At 44.9% G+C, this 19,467-nt stretch carries 15 protein-coding genes; 4 read left to right on the top strand and 11 right to left on the bottom strand.

The features are described from left to right. Positions 1 to 225 precede the first annotated feature (225 nt). Complete coding sequence (locus tag GF401_03510) at positions 226 to 1,740, top strand: SpoIIE family protein phosphatase (GenBank protein ID MBD3344111.1); 1,515 nt, start codon at positions 226 to 228, stop codon at positions 1,738 to 1,740. Positions 1,741 to 1,776: 36 nt separating this feature from the next. Here the strand turns inward: GF401_03510 and GF401_03505 are convergent, their stop codons facing one another. The 9 genes from GF401_03505 to GF401_03465 all read right to left on the bottom strand — a co-directional run bounded on the left by GF401_03505 (position 1,777) and on the right by GF401_03465 (position 15,603). Further along, the gene (locus tag GF401_03505) at positions 1,777 to 3,312 is read right to left on the bottom strand and encodes a hypothetical protein (GenBank protein MBD3344110.1); all 1,536 of its coding nucleotides are present in this window, start codon (positions 3,310 to 3,312) and stop codon (positions 1,777 to 1,779) included. A 24-nt stretch (positions 3,313 to 3,336) separates the two neighbouring features. Continuing rightward, positions 3,337 to 7,890 carry a hypothetical protein gene (locus tag GF401_03500; GenBank protein ID MBD3344109.1) on the bottom strand — a complete coding sequence of 1,518 codons (4,554 nt, stop codon included), beginning with the start codon at positions 7,888 to 7,890 and terminating at the stop codon, positions 3,337 to 3,339. Between the two features lie 30 nt (positions 7,891 to 7,920). Further along, positions 7,921 to 9,375 carry a hypothetical protein gene (locus GF401_03495; protein MBD3344108.1) on the bottom strand — a complete coding sequence of 485 codons (1,455 nt, stop codon included), beginning with the start codon at positions 9,373 to 9,375 and terminating at the stop codon, positions 7,921 to 7,923. A 266-nt stretch (positions 9,376 to 9,641) separates the two neighbouring features. Beyond that, entirely contained in the window at positions 9,642 to 9,959 is a 318-nt protein-coding gene (locus GF401_03490) for an integration host factor subunit beta (protein ID MBD3344107.1), read from the bottom strand. A gap of 80 nt (positions 9,960 to 10,039) precedes the next feature. Then, positions 10,040 to 11,677: a hypothetical protein gene (locus GF401_03485; protein MBD3344106.1), complete on the bottom strand. Its 1,638-nt coding sequence runs from the start codon at positions 11,675 to 11,677 to the stop codon at positions 10,040 to 10,042. Next, positions 11,670 to 12,602, bottom strand: a complete 933-nt coding sequence (gene xerD, locus GF401_03480) for a site-specific tyrosine recombinase XerD (GenBank protein MBD3344105.1) — start codon at positions 12,600 to 12,602, stop codon at positions 11,670 to 11,672. Before xerD ends, GF401_03485 begins: the two co-directional genes overlap by 8 nt. Then, entirely contained in the window at positions 12,599 to 13,222 is a 624-nt protein-coding gene (locus GF401_03475) for an MBL fold metallo-hydrolase (protein MBD3344104.1), read from the bottom strand. The genes xerD and GF401_03475 overlap by 4 nt, the downstream gene beginning before the upstream one ends. A 112-nt stretch (positions 13,223 to 13,334) precedes the next feature. After that, positions 13,335 to 15,236 (bottom strand): GAF domain-containing protein, encoded by a 1,902-nt coding sequence (locus GF401_03470; protein MBD3344103.1) that lies wholly within the window; start codon positions 15,234 to 15,236, stop codon positions 13,335 to 13,337. Positions 15,237 to 15,435: 199 nt separating this feature from the next. Further along, entirely contained in the window at positions 15,436 to 15,603 is a 168-nt protein-coding gene (locus GF401_03465; protein MBD3344102.1) for a 4Fe-4S dicluster domain-containing protein, read from the bottom strand. A 121-nt stretch (positions 15,604 to 15,724) separates the two neighbouring features. On the opposite strand from GF401_03465, the gene queF reads away from it, so the two are divergent. The 3 genes from queF to GF401_03450 all read left to right on the top strand — a co-directional run bounded on the left by queF (position 15,725) and on the right by GF401_03450 (position 18,004). Further along, entirely contained in the window at positions 15,725 to 16,192 is a 468-nt protein-coding gene (gene queF / locus GF401_03460; GenBank protein ID MBD3344101.1) for an NADPH-dependent 7-cyano-7-deazaguanine reductase QueF, read from the top strand. 36 nt (positions 16,193 to 16,228) lie between these two features. Further along, positions 16,229 to 17,419: an aminotransferase class I/II-fold pyridoxal phosphate-dependent enzyme gene (locus tag GF401_03455; GenBank protein ID MBD3344100.1), complete on the top strand. Its 1,191-nt coding sequence runs from the start codon at positions 16,229 to 16,231 to the stop codon at positions 17,417 to 17,419. A 111-nt stretch (positions 17,420 to 17,530) separates the two neighbouring features. Continuing rightward, positions 17,531 to 18,004 (top strand): hypothetical protein, encoded by a 474-nt coding sequence (locus tag GF401_03450; GenBank protein ID MBD3344099.1) that lies wholly within the window; start codon positions 17,531 to 17,533, stop codon positions 18,002 to 18,004. A gap of 69 nt (positions 18,005 to 18,073) precedes the next feature. Here GF401_03450 and GF401_03445 read toward each other — a convergent pair whose 3' ends face one another. Both GF401_03445 and GF401_03440 read right to left on the bottom strand, forming a co-directional pair. After that, positions 18,074 to 19,123, bottom strand: coding sequence for a hypothetical protein (locus tag GF401_03445; protein MBD3344098.1), 1,050 nt, complete (start codon positions 19,121 to 19,123; stop codon positions 18,074 to 18,076). 88 nt (positions 19,124 to 19,211) lie between these two features. Continuing rightward, complete coding sequence (locus GF401_03440; GenBank protein MBD3344097.1) at positions 19,212 to 19,445, bottom strand: hypothetical protein; 234 nt, start codon at positions 19,443 to 19,445, stop codon at positions 19,212 to 19,214. Positions 19,446 to 19,467: the final 22 nt, after the last annotated feature.

The raw sequence follows: 19,467 nt of genomic DNA, 5'->3' as shown, positions 1-19,467 counted from the left end.
TATAGTCAAGGTATAGGTCCCTATGAAAGAAAAATATCCCAATAAATGGAGTAAAAACCGGTTTAAGTGGGTTTTTTGGGTTTTCATTTCGATTACTCATTATATTTTGCCGCAGCCGATCTATTATTATCTCTTCATTTGCTCAGTTAAAGCTTGAATTGAAATGCCAATGGATTTATAATAGATTTTAAGCACATAATATATACTCTTCTCCCCGGATTTTTTATGGACCCCATTCAGGACCGTCTACATCACCAGGTCGAAATTTTAAAATCTCAGTTAATGAACAGTTCGCTTATTAACGAACTGACAAAGGTCATGCAGTCATGCACCGATCTTGAAAATATAATAAAAACGCTTCTTTTGGGCATCCAGGAAATCCTTCAATTTGACCGGGTAATTCTCTTCAATATTGACAAAGAAAACTTCTTTCTGAAACCTCAGTCGTGGGTTGGCCTGGAGAATATAACTCCAGAGGATTTCAACATACCTCTCGGTTTTGAAGGGGGAGAGATAACCGATGCGATCTTTCTCAACCGTCATCTTATGGTCCAGGAGCCTGATGTGAATTTCGATCTGTTCCGCAGCAAGCTGGGATCGAACTCATACCTTGTCATACCTCTTCTGAGTAAAGCCACCAAAAAATGCTGGGAATTCAAATCATGCACTATGACCAGTTGCCAGGCTTATGAAAGCCACAATCCCTACTGCTGGAGTATTCCCGGAGCAGCCGAATTCCTGTCGGTTTCTTCTGAAGATGAACGGCGGAGACATTGCATTCAATGTCAATGTTTTAAATGTGACGGCGTTTTCTGGATGGACCGGAATAGTACCGAAGCGCCGATTACCAACGATGATATTGTCATTCTTACGACAATAATTACCCAAGCCGGAATTATAATCGAAAACTTCCGTATTCTTGATGCACTTGAGCAGGTTAACTCAGAGTTGTCACAGACAAACGATCAGCTCAAACAGGTTAACCACGATTTGCAGGTTGCCCAATCGAAAATCAACAATGATCTCGAACATGCGCGAACCATACAGCAAGGACTTTTACCCCAGAATCTCCAGGACACGCCAGCATTTTCAATCGGTGCCCGGTATATTCCCGCCCAGGCGGTTGGCGGCGATTATTACGATGTCTTTGAGATAAAGCCCGACACCTACGGAATAATTGTCGCCGATGTTTCAGGGCACGGTGTGGCTTCGGCATTGATCATGTCGATGGCAAAGGTGCTCCTTAAGACCTTCGCCGGTGATGAAATTTCTCCTCAGAAAACACTCGAACGGATCAACCAGACCTTTTTGACCGAAATTAAAACCGACAATTTCGTAACGATTTTCTATGCAATTTTAGATGCCGGCGCATCAACGCTCCACTATACCTCGGCAGGCCATTGCCCGGTGCTTGTAATCAATAAAGATAAAAAAAGCAGCAGCCGCATCCCTGCCGACGGTCTCTTCCTCGGAGTCTTTCCCGATATGATGCTCAAGGAGAGCTCCTACTCTTATCGGGCAGGCAAAGAACGGCTTATCCTCTATACTGATGGTTTAACTGAAGCACAAAATGGATCGGATGAGATGTTTGAGCTTGGAAGGCTTGAAGATATTGCCCTGAAAACTTCTTCAATAGAACCGAAAAAGTCGGTTGATGAAATTCTACAGTTTCAAAGAAAATTCTGCGGTCCCGGCAGAATCCCTGAAGACGATATTACCCTTCTTGTGATCGATTTGTAGTATTTGTAGAAGCTTTGTCTTTCCACTCACCAGAGATTAAAATCCAAATCTCAGCGAAGTATTAATCACGTACAGGACTGTAATCGTATTGAGTTCATAGGATGCATCAACAATGAGATATTTACCGAACAAGGCTTCGGTATTTGTCCGTATTCCCAAACCTCCCGTAAATTTCCACGGTGTATCATAATTGGCCTGGATCTCCTTTTCGGCGCCAAGGCGTAATTTGACGACACGGAAGAACTCCTGTTCAATACCACCGGCCATTTTCCAGGGCTGATCTTTATAAAGAGGTATCTGGTTGTTTGATACCAGAAGGGTTGAATAACCGGCACGGAACATACCGCCGACATTCATCGTTGCAGGTTGATACTCAATGTAATTATATCCTCTCAAAGTGTTATTTACACGTTCGAATGCCAGAAGATCTTTAAAGAGTATGCCACCGCGAACTTTTTCGGAAAGTTCCGCCATGAGTCCGAGGTCAAGCCCGACACCGAATGTTTTCTGGCTTGATGTTGCATTGGCATTTTCGGGCGATGATATGGTTTTGACCCGCACTGAAGTTCCTGCTGCAACCGGACGAAGGAATGGAAGAAGCCTGTTGAACTTATAGGACATGGAACTGATGAAGGTAATCTCATTCAACAGCTTATCGGTATCACCACTGTAAAGAAACCCCTGCCCGAAGCCGATTTCACGGGTGGCCTTGTTCACATAAGAGAGAGCAATGTTATTCAGCATGCCAAACCGGTACTGATATTCAACAGCCGCTTCCGGATTACTGACCCAAGCAATTCCTGCAGGATTGTAAAGCACTCCATAGGCGTCATCCGACAACGCGACATAACAATTGGCAAGAGCGGCCGGCCGTGCCGACATGGGAATATGAATGGCTCCTGTAGGAATACCTGAAAGCTTATCATCAAAATCAGCCTCGTACCCTTCACCCTTTAAGCTTCCACTCGCAATAGCCCAGATCAAACCTGCGCCGAGGGTAACTCCCGAGGAAATAAGCCATTCCTTTTCATTATTGATTTCGGGTCCAAAATACTTCTGAACTCTTATCTCAAGCTCTTCATCAACATACCCGTGCAGTTTTGAAACTGCAACACGAAGCAAATCATCAACGTCAACTCCCGGCTCGCTTTCCAGGCTGACGGCTTCGATAGTCTGTTTGCTCTCAACATCCAGAAGCGCAAGCTTCAAACCAAACGTTTTCTCATTTTTATCCAGACTGCCGTAGAGCATTCGTTCCAGTCCGATCGATTTACCCACCTCACGCACACACCGTGGATCCCGGCAGCGACGAGGGAATTTCTCTTTTATCTGCTCGAAAGCATCCTCGATGTTTTGTTGAGTGTATATTTTATAAAACCCGATCTCTTCAAGCAAAACAACCACATTATCCTGAACCTTCTGAGCAAACTGAGCATCTCCTCCCGTGATATCAAGGTCCAGTACACCGATGCGGATTTTTGATTCCTCTCTGCTCTGCTCCCTTTCTTCTGCAAAAAGCGAACACAGAACACATAAAAACAGCATTGCACCAAGTTTGTGAAATCTTCTCACGATTTCCTCCGATTCTTCTCTATGCTATTTGATAAGGATAGCCTGTTTTTTGAAATGCTTTGTTTTGCCACTGTTATCTTTAATACTTAAAACCACGATATACCTGCCGTTACGGCACATCAGTTCACCCGCTTGATAATAGTACCCCTGATCACTTAACTTCAACTCATATTGTCTGTCGGATTTTCTGCCGTCCCACCAGACATAATTATCACCGTTGGTGACATTCAAAATTGAAGCATAATAGACCATATCGCCCAATACATTGAATATTCGCAAATCGGCCTGCACATAATTATCGCGGTAATCGGGGGTAAAGATTATCCACGTTCCGCCATTAACACCGGAGGGTGGCTGAGGCAGGGCCTCAAACTCATCACTTTGCCAGCTATAGTAGGGTGAAAAAGGATTGGGCAAAATGCGTACCCCGGCAGTCTTTTTGCTTGCCGGTGTAGCAAGAATTGCATAGCGTGAAAATCCCGGAGTAAGGGCACTGATAGTCATACCGTCTTCAGCAACAACAGAATTACTCAGTGTATCCCATACAAGGCTGTCTTCGTTCCAACGGGCGACAAAAAAGGAATTGCTTTCTTTCCTGGCTCTCTCCTGAAAAGAGATTGGAATCTCGAGTTGCAATTTAATACTGTCACCGGGTTTTGCCGGAAGCGCGACACCATTGACTTCGGTAATATCATAGGCTTCTCCAACCAATTTTATGTCTTCCCCACCTCGTTCGAACAGATTAGTGAGACTGGGAACCCCCACCTGCAGAAGCCCTGTTTCGTTTGCACTCACAACACTGTCGGGAAGAATAATTGTGCATCCTTGAAACGTATTAATTGTGTCCTTTGTCGATTTCTGAACAATAACTTTTTGAACCTGCAAACCCGATTTCTTGGGATTGAGTGGTTTATAATTGTACTCCCCTACTATATATTGACCCGATGTATCTCCGGCAATCGCCGTGATGGATACCCATCCGGCAAAATCCGACGATGGCGAGAATGCGCCGTTTTCGTTGATGCTTCCTGCATAGGATGGGCTGATTGCCCATATGGGTGTTAGTGCAACCGCATTCCCCCGGGTATCATATCCGTTGGCAACGAATTCAGCCCGGTTTCCTTCGGCGGTAGTAATGGGATTAGGATTCCCCGGATCAATACGTTTGACATCCACACTATCGAGATTGGATTTCATAATATCGAAGGTAAATGAAGCCGTATTGATTGCACCGGTTTTCATTAACGACGGATCGACGGTCACCGTTACGATAGTTATCGTACTTCTGGATGTGTCTACCTGTCCGGCTTTTGGAGTTGTTACCGTTGTCGTGATTCCCTGCGAGGGAACAAGCTGACACCCCTGAGGATTGCTGTAATCCCAGGTTATCAGACTGCTCTTTGCCGGGTCCGATGCAATCGTTGAATCGATGATATACGACGATCCGTAGTATCCCTTGAATCGGAGTGATATCTGATAATTTGCAGGAAAGAGCAGCGTATCTTCAGTAGACGGCACGATTTCAATTTTACTGAGTTTCCTATTTGGGGTTACATAAGCCTGAAATGACTCCTGAGAATAGCCGTAGCGGTCTTCTCCGATATAAACCACAAAATAGTATTCAAGATAGGTTCCATCTTCCTGGGGAATAAACTCAAAAACATACTCACTGCTGCCTGTTGTTTTGACAATAGAATCATAGACAATAGAAGAAAGCGGTTTCTTATACAGATATGCAGAATCTATGGCGATTGAAGATTTAATTGACAGCGAAACCTTGTCGTTGGCGATATGGAGCGTATCTTTTATGGTATGGACTACCGGCAAAACCATGCTTTCGGTATGGGTGTCGGCAGAATCGGGGACAGTAAAGACATGTTTTGAAAGGTCGAGAATAGAATCGGCAACTGCATCCACAACCACCCGATAGGATCCGGGGCCGATTTTATTGAGTGTACTGTCCGGAGCCATAGTCTTTGTGATGGGCGATTGCACCTTGATGGTGCTGGTTAAGTCCTGTCCCTGGTTAACCGACCAGGCGATGGTCTTTTCACCGGGGATCATATCAATCTGCAGGCTTGGAACATTGACTGCAGCACCATCAACGATATTGAATGTATCTTCGGGGGTCACCGCCTGAACCACAAACCCTTCCTTACCGGCAACAACATAGACTTCATTATCGGGAATATTGAGAATTTCGAACGCACCGTCCAGGTCGCTTTCCGCCGAACCGACAACGTCATTGGACGCTATACTGACAAGCGAGACTTCAACGTTGCTCAACTTCCCCACAACAGCCCCCGTAGAGGGGTCCACCTGCTGAACGGTTCCGCTGAGTGATGCATAGGCCCGAAGCGTGTCGTTGAGGACAACAGTTCCCGAGCTCTGAAGATCAATCGAATCGATGGTCCCGTTAACATATCCATCCGCAACAGCCCAGTAGATATAGGTTTTACCGCTGGTCAAACTAATCTCGAAATCACCGAATGTTGCATCCGATGTAGCGGCAAGCGTATCGGTTGTTCCTCCGCTTTCTTTGAAATAGATCTTTGCTCCGGTAATAGGACTGTAGACGGTATCGGTGCCCGATCTCGTTCTGCCGAAGACATATCCATTGATAACGGCAGCACGGGCCTGCATGGTAATATTTACCTGACGAGAACTGACAATATCATATGTTTTGGAGAAAGTCACAAATCCGGTCTTTGTTGCATAAATTTTGTAGGTACCAGATTCAACCGAAAAGGCATAGGAACCATCCTGGGGTGTTGATGGAACCTCATCGACCAGCACATCATTTTTATACAGTTTCACATTGGCGCCGATAACTTCCTGTCCCTTCGTATTTTTCACGACACCCGAAATGGAAAAGGGAACCTTGGAAAGTATAATTTTTCCGAAGTTTACATTCTGACCATAGGAAACAGAGGTGTCTTCCATCAGAGAAGTGATATATCCGGTTTTCTGCGCCCAGACATCCCAGTCTCCTTCATAGCAGGTAAGCACAAAACTTCCAAATTTATCGGCTTCATCAAAGATCGTGTCGTTTTGATCTGATACGGCGTATACCTTTGCAAGATTTATTCCCGCGCCGGACTTGTCGAGTACTGATCCGTAGATTGTAGCTTCGGGACGCTCCATATAAATTGTTATATCGGTGGTGGCATCCTCGGTAATGGTCACTGTCTTGGTAACGCTTTTGAATCCGCTTTTTATTGCAGTAATACGGTAGGTCCCCACTGGCCTGTCGCGATTGAGCTTTCCATTATCATCGGTATAGAAAAGAAGCGGATTCTCCAGAGATCCATCGAGGACATCCACTTTGATTTCCACCAGTCCCACCGGGCTGTTAACCGAAGATTCGCCGGAAGTAATCTGCTCCAATGTAGTTATTTTCAATTTACCGGAAGGTAATTCATAATCGAACGCGGTGGTATCGCCGGCCTTTCCGGCGCCCCGGTCGTCTACTGCAATCACTTTCCAGGTATAATGGTTTTTTGTCAGAACATATTTGGCATCGACTGTCACCGAAGCGGTATCGGTACTGTCGCTTCCAAAATCACCTGCAGAAACTTCGTTATCCCACACCGCCATCTGAGCAGTAACTCCTTCAATATCATTAGAGGCGACATAGGCATAAATTTTATAGGTGTTGGTCTTTGGATCGAGATTGGTCCATTTGAATTCGATAGTTTCATCGGAGATTGAAGCACCCTGGATTGGATAAATATTTATCGGGGTTCGTATAGTGTCATCAGGATCGCCTTCGATAGTAAAAATCTTTGGTAAACCGAATCTAGTCGAGGTGTAGGCCGGATGATTTCCATAATTGTTCAGGATCACAACCGAATAGGTTTTTCCCGGTGACAACGGAGGCGGCGCTGCGGTAATGGTGCCTGAAGGGTCTGGCGCGCCATACACGATCTGTGTATTTGGTGTGATTGCCTGCCATACGATACTGAGTCCTTCAACATCGAAACCATCACCCCCGGAACTGTCGATAACGATTTTTTCATCCGATAAAATCACGTGATAATAAGGAACCCCCGGATTTACTTCCCATTCAAAGGTTGGCGTTAGATCGGGAATCAGAGAATCCGACGGCTCAGTGAGAGACGTAGCCTGCTTTGTTTCGATAATCATCTGAAGTTCATTTGAATATAACGTATCGGGCTGCTGAGTAATAGGGTTCATATAGGGGAATGCGACGATATAATAAAAAACCCCGGAATTCATATCGACTTGCGAATCCGGACGGAATGATATCATACGCTGCTCGGGGTCGGAGCCCGGAATCAGCCTGTTATAATCGACATCGAGATTAGCGCCTTTAACCACCACCTTATTTCGTCCTTCAATGCTCGAACCATTGGGAAAGCGGCTGAAATAAATATCCCCCGAGTCGGGCGTCGTGGTTCCCATGCGGTCGGTTCCGGCCCAAGAGATCTTGATAACCGTATCTGCCGAAACTGCGGAAATTGGAAAATCGATGAGTACATACGGCGTTGTCTGAGCCGTTGCGGTAAATAGAGAAGCAGCAAGCAACGCTCCAACCATATATTTTTTCACATTCATTCAATCATTCCTTTCGCAATACTTTGCAAATTAGAAATAGTAGTATACGCCTGTTTTCAAAGCGAGTAAAGGCAGAACATCAAGTTCCAGCAGTAGCTGTATCTTGGTTCCCAGGGCGGAGCCGAAATTTAATACCGGAAACATCGGCGAATCACCCAGAAGAATGTAATTAGCAGCATCGGGAATCGCCGTTTTAACGGCATCCCCAAGGATATGCTCCTGGTCATCCCAGGCAAAATCCATAGTAAAGACACCCAGGTTAAAAAAGGCACTGCGCCACTTACCACTGAGCATAATCACATTATCTACCGTCACTCCCAGATCGAGATTCACGTAAGAAGTATCCCCCCCCGATAGTGAATCTTCTTCATCAACCGATTTAATCCGCCATACCGAATCGAGTTCCATTTTGACATCGCCGAAAACCTTGGTGTAAGAAAGGTTTAACTTATCACGGACGATATCAAAGGCCAGGGTATGGCCGCTTGGCATTTTCCATGCCATGTCATCATCGGTTGTATGTTTGAAATTAACCGTTTCATTCTGTTCCAATTGACTTATGACTGCTGGATCGAGAAGCTGATCCTGAGAGAGTGTGACATCAAATGTTTCGGGATCGATGAAAAAGGGCAAGGTATAATCTGCTTCCAGGAAACCTGCTGCACGGGTGTCGACACCGAAACGGGAAGTAATCGTGAATCTCCAGTACTTAACTCCAAATGACGGTGACCAGGCTTCGGCAAGATAGTTTGCCCTTGCCGCGCCACCAAGCGAATAGTTCAAGGGAATCCGTGAACTGATCATTTCCTGATCGATATCGGCATAACCTAAAATATCGACATTTATCTTGCTCCGAAGATTGAACATAAAAACGTGACGGTGCAGATTGAGGGCAAAAATCAGGTCCCGGTTCACACGGTAGGCATAGCCGAATGTCATAGTTTCCCAGGACATATCAAAGTCCATCGGAACATTGATTGCCCCACGCATAAGTAAGGAAATACCATCATCAGGCATACTGGTGGCAGCCTTTGCGCTCGGAAGTCCCAGTGTATTGAGATAATTGAGATAAACATTTTCGATATTCGAAAAGCTGCATACCCCGCCCAGCATGGGCACATCAATCATAAAACTGGTATTGGGACTCTGACGGGCACTGAATTTAGGTGCTAATTCTTCACCATCGGTAAATAACGCACTATCGGAAAAGACGGAATCGACAGGTTTACTGTACACCCGAGCAATTTCCAATGGATTGACGCTCTGTTCGATCGGAATATTTATTCCAAAATAGCCCCGCGGGTATTCAAAGGAAACATCGGTTGGAGCACGAAGTAAATCGTAATTAAATCCGATCGAAAACCGTGCATCAAATACCGGTGCAGTAATTTCAGGAGAAAGGGAATCGAATGAGATATCCTGCCCGTAGGCAATCGAAACTATTCCAATCAGCATTACCGTCCGGCATGAAAACAATTTTCTCATGCGCTACCACCTTTTCGAAAATTTAAGTTAAAAATCTTAAAGGTTATTATATCGTTCAATGAATAAGCGTGTCAATAAAAAAGATGCTCGATTCGGCAAACAAAAAAGCACAAAGGCTTTATACACCAATCTCGCTCTTCATATTTTTACAAAGGATAACGCTTGTCCGTTTGCATACCAGGGGCCAAAGGCGATATGTTTCAGAGAGAAGATGAATTAGTAGGAGGTGTATCCTGTGTGTCGCGGGTGAGAGACAGGATTTATTCTTAGAATGAAGACGGCTGTTCTTTCTTTTTAAGCGCACTTACAATTTTTTTCTTCATCTCACTTGAATACTTGAACAGCGGAACGACTCTTTTTTGCAACGGAACGACTTCTCCGGTTTTAGGATTCCGTGCCGGACGCGGTTTGCGGGTCTTAGTGTAAAAGGTACCGAATCCGCGTACTTCGATATTCTTACCATCTTCCAGAATTTCGGAAATGCTATCAAGAAGTTCTTCGACAACAATCTTTGTATCTGCCTGGGTAAGTCCGGTTACTTTTGAAACGTCTGCGATTAGATCATGTTTTGTTGTATTAGCCACACATCCTCCCAGCTTATGTATTACCTAAATATCTTATAATTCACATGAAAAATCAAGGAAAAAATGGAACACATAAATAATTAACTTTCAAAAACTCTTGCATCCGGTGTAAGTAACAATCGAAACTCTTGAAGGTCACCGAAGAATTCTTTGATAGCTGGAATTCGTCTATCAAGCAATCGCCTCCCGGCTCTTCTGTTTAATATAATCTTTTTAAATGACTGTATAAAAGCAGGATAGGATAATGCATCTTCAACTGCCTTTTTGTTCGCTGCAACAATCATACTGCAATATAGAGAAGAGTGTAATTTTTGAAGGTGGTTATCCAATGAATTCTTCAACCGCTCAAGGGAATAAGGATCTTTCAGCAGGCGGTCGAGAACGGCCAGCTGGTTTTCAATATCACATTCGGCAAAATCCAGGGTATTGGTTTGAAGCATTTTTTTATCAAAGTGGGCGCTAAATTTTTTAAAAGAGGCATATTCAGATAATCTGTAATGCCTTTTCAGGGCCGAGAAATACTTTTTCTTTAATTTTGCAGCCGATATCCACTCTGCGGGCACAGGCAGTCGGGAATAAAACAATGAAGTATCAAAAGCTTCAGGAGACGAAAAACCTTTTGCTTTCCTGCCCGTTACAACTTTGTTATAAAGCCAGGGTTCAAAAAAGGCATATCCGAAACCTTCAGCAACCGAAGTGGTAATACAGACATCACATAACGATATAAGGAGAGGAAAGACCGGTAATGATTTCATATACGATGGAAGCAGTGATGAAATACGATTAACATCAAAAACAACCGTCAAAGCATTCCTCCTGCAAAATTCTTTTATGGTGTCAAAGAGCTTTATGTCGGCCCGGGTTTTCCCGGTCCCCCCTATTACCAGATTCGCCTTCAGCATTACACACCCATAAAGGATGGATTCCACAACATTTTTTCTTCCCAGTATCCGAACCGGATAAAAAACAATCCTTTTTGATGGATCAAATCGGGTAGCATCCTCGGCTGCAAGCCTGACAAGGGCATTTTGTATATATTCCTTATCCTTGGGGCTCAGGGATGTATCGATTGGAGGTGGAAATACCGGATTAGGCACTTGCCGGGAAATTACCCCTGCGGTATTCAACACCTGGGCGGTACGGTGATTTAAAACAACAAAGCGTACATTTCCGGTTTCAGGATATATTTCGGACTTGAATTTTTTTCGAAATCCCGCCACCCGTTCGATTTCATCGAGCATCCTCATCCGCCCCTCCTCGGCAAGATCGTGAATTACCGAAACAAACTGCACCATCGAAGAGGGGCTGCGGTACTTTTTGCATAGTTCCGCAAAGGCTGACGTCAGAGCACAATTTTTCCCCAATGTCATATTGTGTCCAACGACGCAAACCGGTAATTTCAGCTCATGATTTTCGATAATATTTACCAAAAGGGAAACAAGGCGCCTCCGACACTTCTCGAACACGACTCCCGAACGATAAGAATGGTAATCGCAATCGGGAGCATGGATAAGTCTCACTCCGCTTTTAAAACAGTTTTTTCTCTCGATCAAACTGCATATAATTATATTTTGTGCTTCACCACTATGCCGGCACCGATTGAAAGCTTCAGCATAATGCTCCATCACTTTGGTGACACCGCCGATTCTATTATGATAATGGATTTGAATGAATGTCTGAGGAAACAAGATTTTCTCCCGGTCTCCGGTTTCAGTCATGCTCCTCCCTCACGTCGGAAGACTTCTTTTTTGTAAACCTCGGGTGAAAACTACGGTGAACTTCCTTCAGGTGTTCTCTATCGATATGCGTATAGATTTCAGTTGTAACGATATTGGCATGTCCCAGCATCTCCTGCACAAAACGAAGATCCGCTCCACCTTCGAGAAGGTGAGTTGCAAAAGAATGCCTGAAAGTATGAGGAGAAACTTTCTTTTTTAACCCCGAAGCGATTACGTACTTTTGGATGATTTTCCAGATTCCCATCCTCGAAAGACCGGTTCCCCGCATATTGAGAAAAAGTGTGCTGTCGGTGTGGGGCTTGGAAAGAAAAGGACGCTCGGTATCGCAGTAACCACGTATCCATTGAAGAGCGATCTCCCCCACAGGAACGATTCGCTCCTTTGAGCCTTTACCGAAGATACGGATCAGTGATTCTTCAAAAAGCACCTGCTCATAGGCTACTTCCGACAGCTCGGAAACTCGCATGCCTGTTGCATAGAGAGTCTCCAGCATGGCTTTATCACGCATTCCGCATCGTTTCCGGGTATCTATGGCATCGAGCACTCCCATAATCTCATCCACCGTCAATACCGAAGGCAGATAACGGTTCATGCGAGGTCCTTCAAGAAGCTCTGTTGGATCTTCTTTAATAATATCCTCTGCCACTAAAAAACCGAAATAGCTCCGAAGCGTCGAAAGGGTGCGTTGAATGGAGCTGGATGAAAATCCAACATCGAAAAGCGCTTTTATATAGTCCGACAGAATACCGGGAGTAACATCGGCGGCAGACTCCTTTCGCTGCTGTTTCAGAAAGCCACACAGCCGTTGAAGATCATACCGATAAGATTCTATTGTGTTGTCACTCAGGGTCCGTTCGAGACGGAGATGTGCTTGAAATTGATTGAGAAAGGGAAGCTCTTTCATCGCAAAAACTGGTTATGACTTTTTTCCCGTCCAATCGTTGTCCGATTGCCATGACCGGGAAACACGATGGTTTCATCGGGCAAGGTCAGGAGCTTTGTTTTTATATTTTCGATAAGCTTCGTGTAACTACCTCCTGCAAAGTCGGTCCTTCCGATGGAACCGGCAAAGAGAGCGTCACCGGAAATGCAATAATTCTCAAAAAGAAAGGCACATCCGCCCGGGCTGTGTCCGGGTACTGCCAATACCTCAAGGGAGATATCATCAAAAACGAGCTTTCCCTCTTTTAATTCCTCTGTTTTTCCGGTATATGCATACTCTCTTCCAATCATGGGCGATCCATTGAACTCGGGTGATGTTAAGAGAGGTATTTCGTCGAGATGAACCCAGACAGTGGCATCAGTGAATACCCCTTTAATTTCATCGATGCCCATACAGTGATCAAAATGGGCGTGAGTAAGGAGAATGGCTTTTACCTGAAGGGAATTTTCCCGTATATACGATAGAATCTCATCACAACCACTCGATGGATCTATCACGATACATGGTGGTCCCTCATCGAAAACCACAAAACTGTTTGTATCGATTGGTCCTGCAATAAATCGTTTGATAGTAATTGACATAGTGTTCCGGGGATAAAGGTGAAACGTAAAAGTCTGAAAAAAATACACCAAGGGACATTAAAATGGCATGTCTCGGCCAAGGGATTCAGCCCTTTCCTTCCTTTAAAAATAATCACTCCACTTCATGAAGAAAAATTTTATGGAGTCCTTTTTCGACAAAAAACTCGACGATATCCGAATCGAGATGATTCTGCTGTGCTTCAGCACGGAGTATTGCGATTGCTTTTTCAGCAGGCATGCGAGGCTTGTAGGGTCTGTCCTGTGCAACGAGGGCTTCATAGATATCTACTACAGCGAGAATTCTGCATTCAAGATCTATCTGCCCCCCCTTAAGCCCATCGGGATATCCCGAACCATCGAGTTTTTCGTGGTGATGACATGCGATTGAGGGAATCTGTTTGAGTTCCTTTGTCCAGGGGATCTTAGAAAGTATCCGCCGTGTTGCCTGAGCGTGAGAGTTGATAAGCTCCCGCTCGGTAGCAGTAAGGTTACCTTTCCGTATCGACAGGTGCTCCCATTCTTTCTCGGTGATGAAGGGCAATTCACCCTCGTGGTAAGCCCGGTAGCGTTTTTTTCTGATTTTTTCGAGCTGACGGAAATCATCATCAGCCAAAAAACCTGCTTTATTAATTTTTTCGATAAATGCCAGATCTTTATCTATTTCATCAAGTGATGACCATGATGGACTGCGGGTACCCGATTTGAGATGTAACTTGACGATTTCGGCACGTGTTGCGATAGCCTCCATCTCCCCTTTCCGGAGGCGGCACTCCTTTGTCAGCAACTCTTCGGGAACACCGATTTTGCCGTAGTCGTGAAGGAGGGCTGCGAAGATAAATTGCCGCTTTCGCTCGGGTGAAAAATAAATATCGGCATATTTCCCCTGAGTTTGGTCATTGATAGCATCGACAAAGGCCATTGCATATCCCGCGACCCGCTTTGAATGACCGGCCGTCACCCTGTCTCGCTCATCGATTGCAGCAGTTGATGAACTCAGGAACCCTTCGAATATAGCCTGGATATTTTGATAGAGCTGAACACGCTCGATCGAAACGGCAGCCAGAGCGGCGATAGAGAAAACAAATTCCTCGTCCGAATGCGTAAAGGAAACCACCTCCCTTTCAACAATATCAGAGGATGTAAGTGAGATGCCGGGATGAACTTTTTTGTTCATGAGCTGCAGCACTCCAACTATTTCACCGCCAAGATTTTTCAGCGGAACAGTCAGCATCGATTTCATTCGATAGCCGAATCGCTTATCCCATCCTTTTCCCCATTTATAAGAGACGCTTTCATCGAGACGATAAACATCTCCGACATTCAGAATGTCACCAGTTAAGGCTACATAGCCTGAAATAGTATTATCACTGATTGGAATAGTAAATTCGCGGGTCTTTTCCTGCATAGCCACCGAGTCGTTCTGAGCGATCTTGAATCGAAGCCGGTTTCCCATCGCCCCGCCGGGGCCAACCTGCTCCCGAATATAAAGGCTTCCCGCATCAGCGCCAACTGCGGCTCTGCTTTCGGCAAGAATAAAATCGAGCAATATATCCGGATCATTCTGTGATGAAAGGGCAGTACCGATTCGCAATAATTGATTTTTTTCTCTCCGGTACCGGATCACCTCTTCTGCCAGACTATGGCTTTGGCGGGTCGCCGGAACCTGTTGCGACATTATGGTCATCATATTGCAGACATCGAGAAAAGTCAGGGGACTTTTAAAGACTCCGGAGATCGGAATACCCTCAAATGACGATGGATAGGAATCGGATTGAATATTCTGGAAAAAAGGTATATCCTGAGCAAGCCCCACCGGAATTCGCGATAGAAAATCAACTATCGTTTCTCTTTTGCAGGGAAGATAGGAGATGAATCCCCAGGGAAGATTATTCGGGGATTGAAAGTCCGTATTATCGTATGGCTCTATTACAAAGTTGTACGCAGCAGCGGTGGAACGAAGTAATTCGATATCAGGTTGAGGAGCAGACCCTACGAGAATAATGTGTTGGTTCATATAAAAAAGATTACCACATTGCAGTACTCAATGACAAGGAAAAATATATAGTGCGAACTGAAGATCTAATTATTACCATGCTATGGGAGGGATTGTTCTGTCGCTTATCATAAAGTCAGAAAGGAAATTCTAAAAAAAATGCCGGTCCGCATAGTCCGGACCGGCACAACAATAATGAACATTATTTCGTAATATACATTTAGCTTTCTATAGCTTCCGAAGGACACGCATCAACACATGTACCGCAATCGGTGCATTTATCCGCATCAATAACGTAGATCGGATCGCCTTCGCTGATAGCTTCTTCGGGGCATTCGGGAAGACATGAACCGCATGCAACACATGCATCTGTAATTTTGTGTGCCATAAATTTCCTCCTCTTGTAGATTATAGTAGGTTAAAATGACGTAACTTAATTATTTTTAGATTAACTGTACTGATTCTATAAAATATAATACGCTTGAATAAATTTCATATTTTGATTCATTATGTTTTCAAAAAAATCCATTCCACTTGACAAAGCAATTGCTCAAAATCTGTTTCCGCCATTGGAAACATTCGAGTGCCCGTTTGACTCTCATAAAGACCGAACCGGTGTCATCAGGATCGTTTTTCCTGAATTTACCTGTGTTTGCCCCAAAACCGGCTATCCCGATTTCGGCACCATCGGATTATATTATATTCCCGACAAACGTTGCATAGAGTTGAAATCCTGGAAACTCTATCTCAATTCCTTTCGTATGATCGGGACATTTCATGAGACCGTTACATCCTTTCTTTACTCAACAGTGAATGATCTACTCAAACCATCCTGGCTGCTCCTCGTGGGCGACTTTTTTCCCCGGGGCAATGTGGATACAACTGTTGTGTTCGAATCGAAGGGCGAACGGCCGGAAGCTGCTAATGGCTTAATAGCACAGCACGTACCAAGCTGCCGCCAATTTGACAGAAGCTGACAAAGTCTTGCAACCATATATAGAGGTGCTCCAACAATGATCTCATTTTCACTTTGTGCTCAAAACATGCGGTCTTCCGAGATTCGACGACTCATGAAGCTGGCTGCAGATCCATCTATCATATCATTTGCAGGAGGAATGCCGAATAACAATCTGTTTCCTGTGGACACCATTTCCGAACTCTTTTCTTCGCTGCCCAAAAGCAGCAAGCAGCAGGCTTTTCAATACTGCCCCACCTCGGGATACCCTCCCCTGCTCGAATCACTGTCATCCTACCTCCGGTCTAAAGGAATGCCGATGGATTCCAACAAACTTATAATCACAACCGGAGCTCAGCAGGCGATTAATATCATCGCAAAGGTAATGCTCGATCCGGGCGATGCAGTTCTTACCGAAAGACCGTCCTTTATCGGCGCCCTCGCGGCTTTTAAATCCTATTGCGCCGGCATAATCGGCGCACCGCTGGATGAAAACGGTATTGTGATTAAAGAACTTGACAAAAATCTTTCATCCACCGACCGGGCAAAACTCTTGTACATCAACCCGAATTTTCATAATCCCGCAGGGATTATCTACAGCAAACAAAGAAAAGAAGAATTGATACACTGGCTTTCGAACAAAAATCTGTGTCTCCTGGAAGACGACCCTTACGGCGAATTGTATTTCAATGATGAAGACATGGGAAAGACGGTATCGATCAAGGCACTTGCTCCGGAAAAGCTTCCTGTCTGCTACACCGGTTCTTTTTCAAAAATACTGGGCCCGGGCATGCGTCTCGGCTGGCTTCTTGGCCCTCCGGAGATAATCGAAAAATGCGAACTGGCCAAACAATCCATGGATGCCTGTTCACCCACCTTTACCCAGGTACTGGCCCATGAATTCATGGTACAGGACAAATTATCGACGTACCTGCAGGAACTGCGTCCCTGCTATGCGCGCCGGGCAGATATTATGCTTGAAGCACTTAAGGCTTTTATGCCCGATACGGTCTCCTGGACAGTTCCTGAGGGAGGCTTTTATCTCTGGCTGATCCTCCCCGAAACAGTGGACTCCAGCAATGTATTGTCATCGTGCATAGAAAAGGGCGCAGCTTTTGTTATTGGAAAAGCATTTGACCCTGAAGGCAGAAGAAACAACTGTTTACGACTCGCTTTTTCCCACACGCCCGAGGATAAAATCGAAGAAGGGATCAAAATCATTGCATCGGTATTGAAAGAGATAATTTGATATTTTTGGCAATTTGCAGAAAAAAATAGTATACTACATAATAATATTGGCAAATTAATCGCCGAATAAAACGTATACTAATGAGGAACTCTAAATAAGAGGGAGTGCACTATGAAAATCAAAGCTTTAACAGCACTACTTCTCCTCAGCCTGCTGGCATTTTCGCTCTCTGCTCAAACCGAAGATGCTTACAATACCGAAGGATCGGGCAGCGGGGGCCTTCTTGATCCGAACCGTCTGAAAATCAATCACAGCATCTCTTTTGGTGCCGCAGGATCGAATGTGAACTCCATTAAATCACAGAGCCTGTATTCCACCATGCTGGAGTATAAATTTGTCCAGCCGGTAACGGTCAATCTCAATTTCGGCTTTCCGATCCACTCCACCTTTTCATCGGCATCAAATCTCAATGCGGAAAATATTCAGTCTACAGATTATTTCAGAAATATGCCGGTCAATTTTTCTCTGACCTGGAATCCTAACGAAAATTTTCTGATGAGATTTAGTGTGATACGGGAGCCCCAGCCCCATAACCATGGCCTTCTTTCACCCCATTACAGCGATTTTATGTTTTCAAAATGGTGAGAGTATGCAACCTTCTACACTGCTCATTCACTATTGAGTACACAAACTGATTCAAGAACAATAACCGGCCTATCTTCGCAATCCTAGTGTCAGCCGCTGTGTACTGCTCTGTCCGTCTTCATCGGTTGCAGTAATAAAAGCCACATACGTGCCGCTTCCTACGGCACGACCATCCCTGTTGCTTCCATCCCATTCAGCAGACATTTTGGAAATTTCGGGCTGGTTGATAAATGTCATGGTTTTAATAACATTACCTAATGCATCATACACGGTAGCCGATGCATTTCTCAGGGGTTTTGCAGAGGTGATTTCAAACCTGATCTTCAGACTATTCATTCCAATAGCCAAAGTATCCACTCCGATTCTTGCTTTCCACAGACTCCGGCTTGCAAGCTCCACCGGCACCGGTGGTCCGCCATGGGGCGTATTGCCATAGAGGTCGGCGATGTAATCGGTTGTATCCAGAAAACCTATGCTGTCCATCTCTGGCTTTGGAGAATACCCATTGGAAAAAATCAGGATTATACTTTGATCGTCAACAACAACAATATCGGATGCTTTCAACCCGGACAAGGCAGACTGTAACATGCCGTAATCAGCCTGATAATAGCTGAAAATCCGATTCGGTTTAACCGGATCGGATGGATTCCAGACGGCCGGTTCACCAAAATAGATCCGCAGACTATCAGCCGTTGGATTATCGTCATCAGACCGGAAGAGGATTGCTCTTACAATTAAAGGGCCGCTTTGGTCAACATTCGTATACCGGACTTCAACAGTATCGCTTTGCTCATATTCCTCCATAAATGCCCGTGCCTTTACGGTCACAGAAGAATCGATAGCAAAGGGTCCCGTATATCGGATACTTCGTCTGGTAGGCTCTCTTCCATCGAGGGTATAAAATAGAGCAGCACCTTCGGTTTCACAGGAAATGTGAACATCAAGCCTGCCCTTGAATTCGGTTTCTTCCGGAGTAATAACCGGAGCCATTACTGCTCCCCCGGTAGTAACAATTATCTCACCTGCGGTGATCCGGAAAAGAAAACCGATCATGTAAATGATGCCTAATATGCGAGAATTCATATCTGTACTGCCGCCGTGAAGTGCTTTCATTATCAAGTCGATAAAATACCTTCATTGGTTCAAAATCAATAGAACTCATCAGTGAAACACTCTCCTTTAATATAACTCAACTGTTACTATTCGGCTAATAACTGTAGGCGATGGCTTTTTTAAGCATTTGGCGCTTCAGGATTAGCCGACGGTCCGCGGCCCTGGAGGCGTCAATCGAAAAACTCATGTCGCATACGACAAGGTCCTTTGCCGTATTCACATACCGGGCGGAATAGAACAGGTTTTCTTCCTTTGAATCGCTTGCGGTCGTTATCGCCCGGGGAATATGCGTGCTTTCATGCCGGTACACCACCCAGGGTGAGTGCACGTATGCACTGTCATCTCCCTTG

Source organism: Chitinivibrionales bacterium, assembly GCA_014728215.1.
Lineage (GTDB): Bacteria > Fibrobacterota > Chitinivibrionia > Chitinivibrionales > WJKA01 > WJKA01.
Note: the sequence above shows the minus strand (reverse complement) of the source record. Positions and strands in the feature narration are given on the sequence as shown.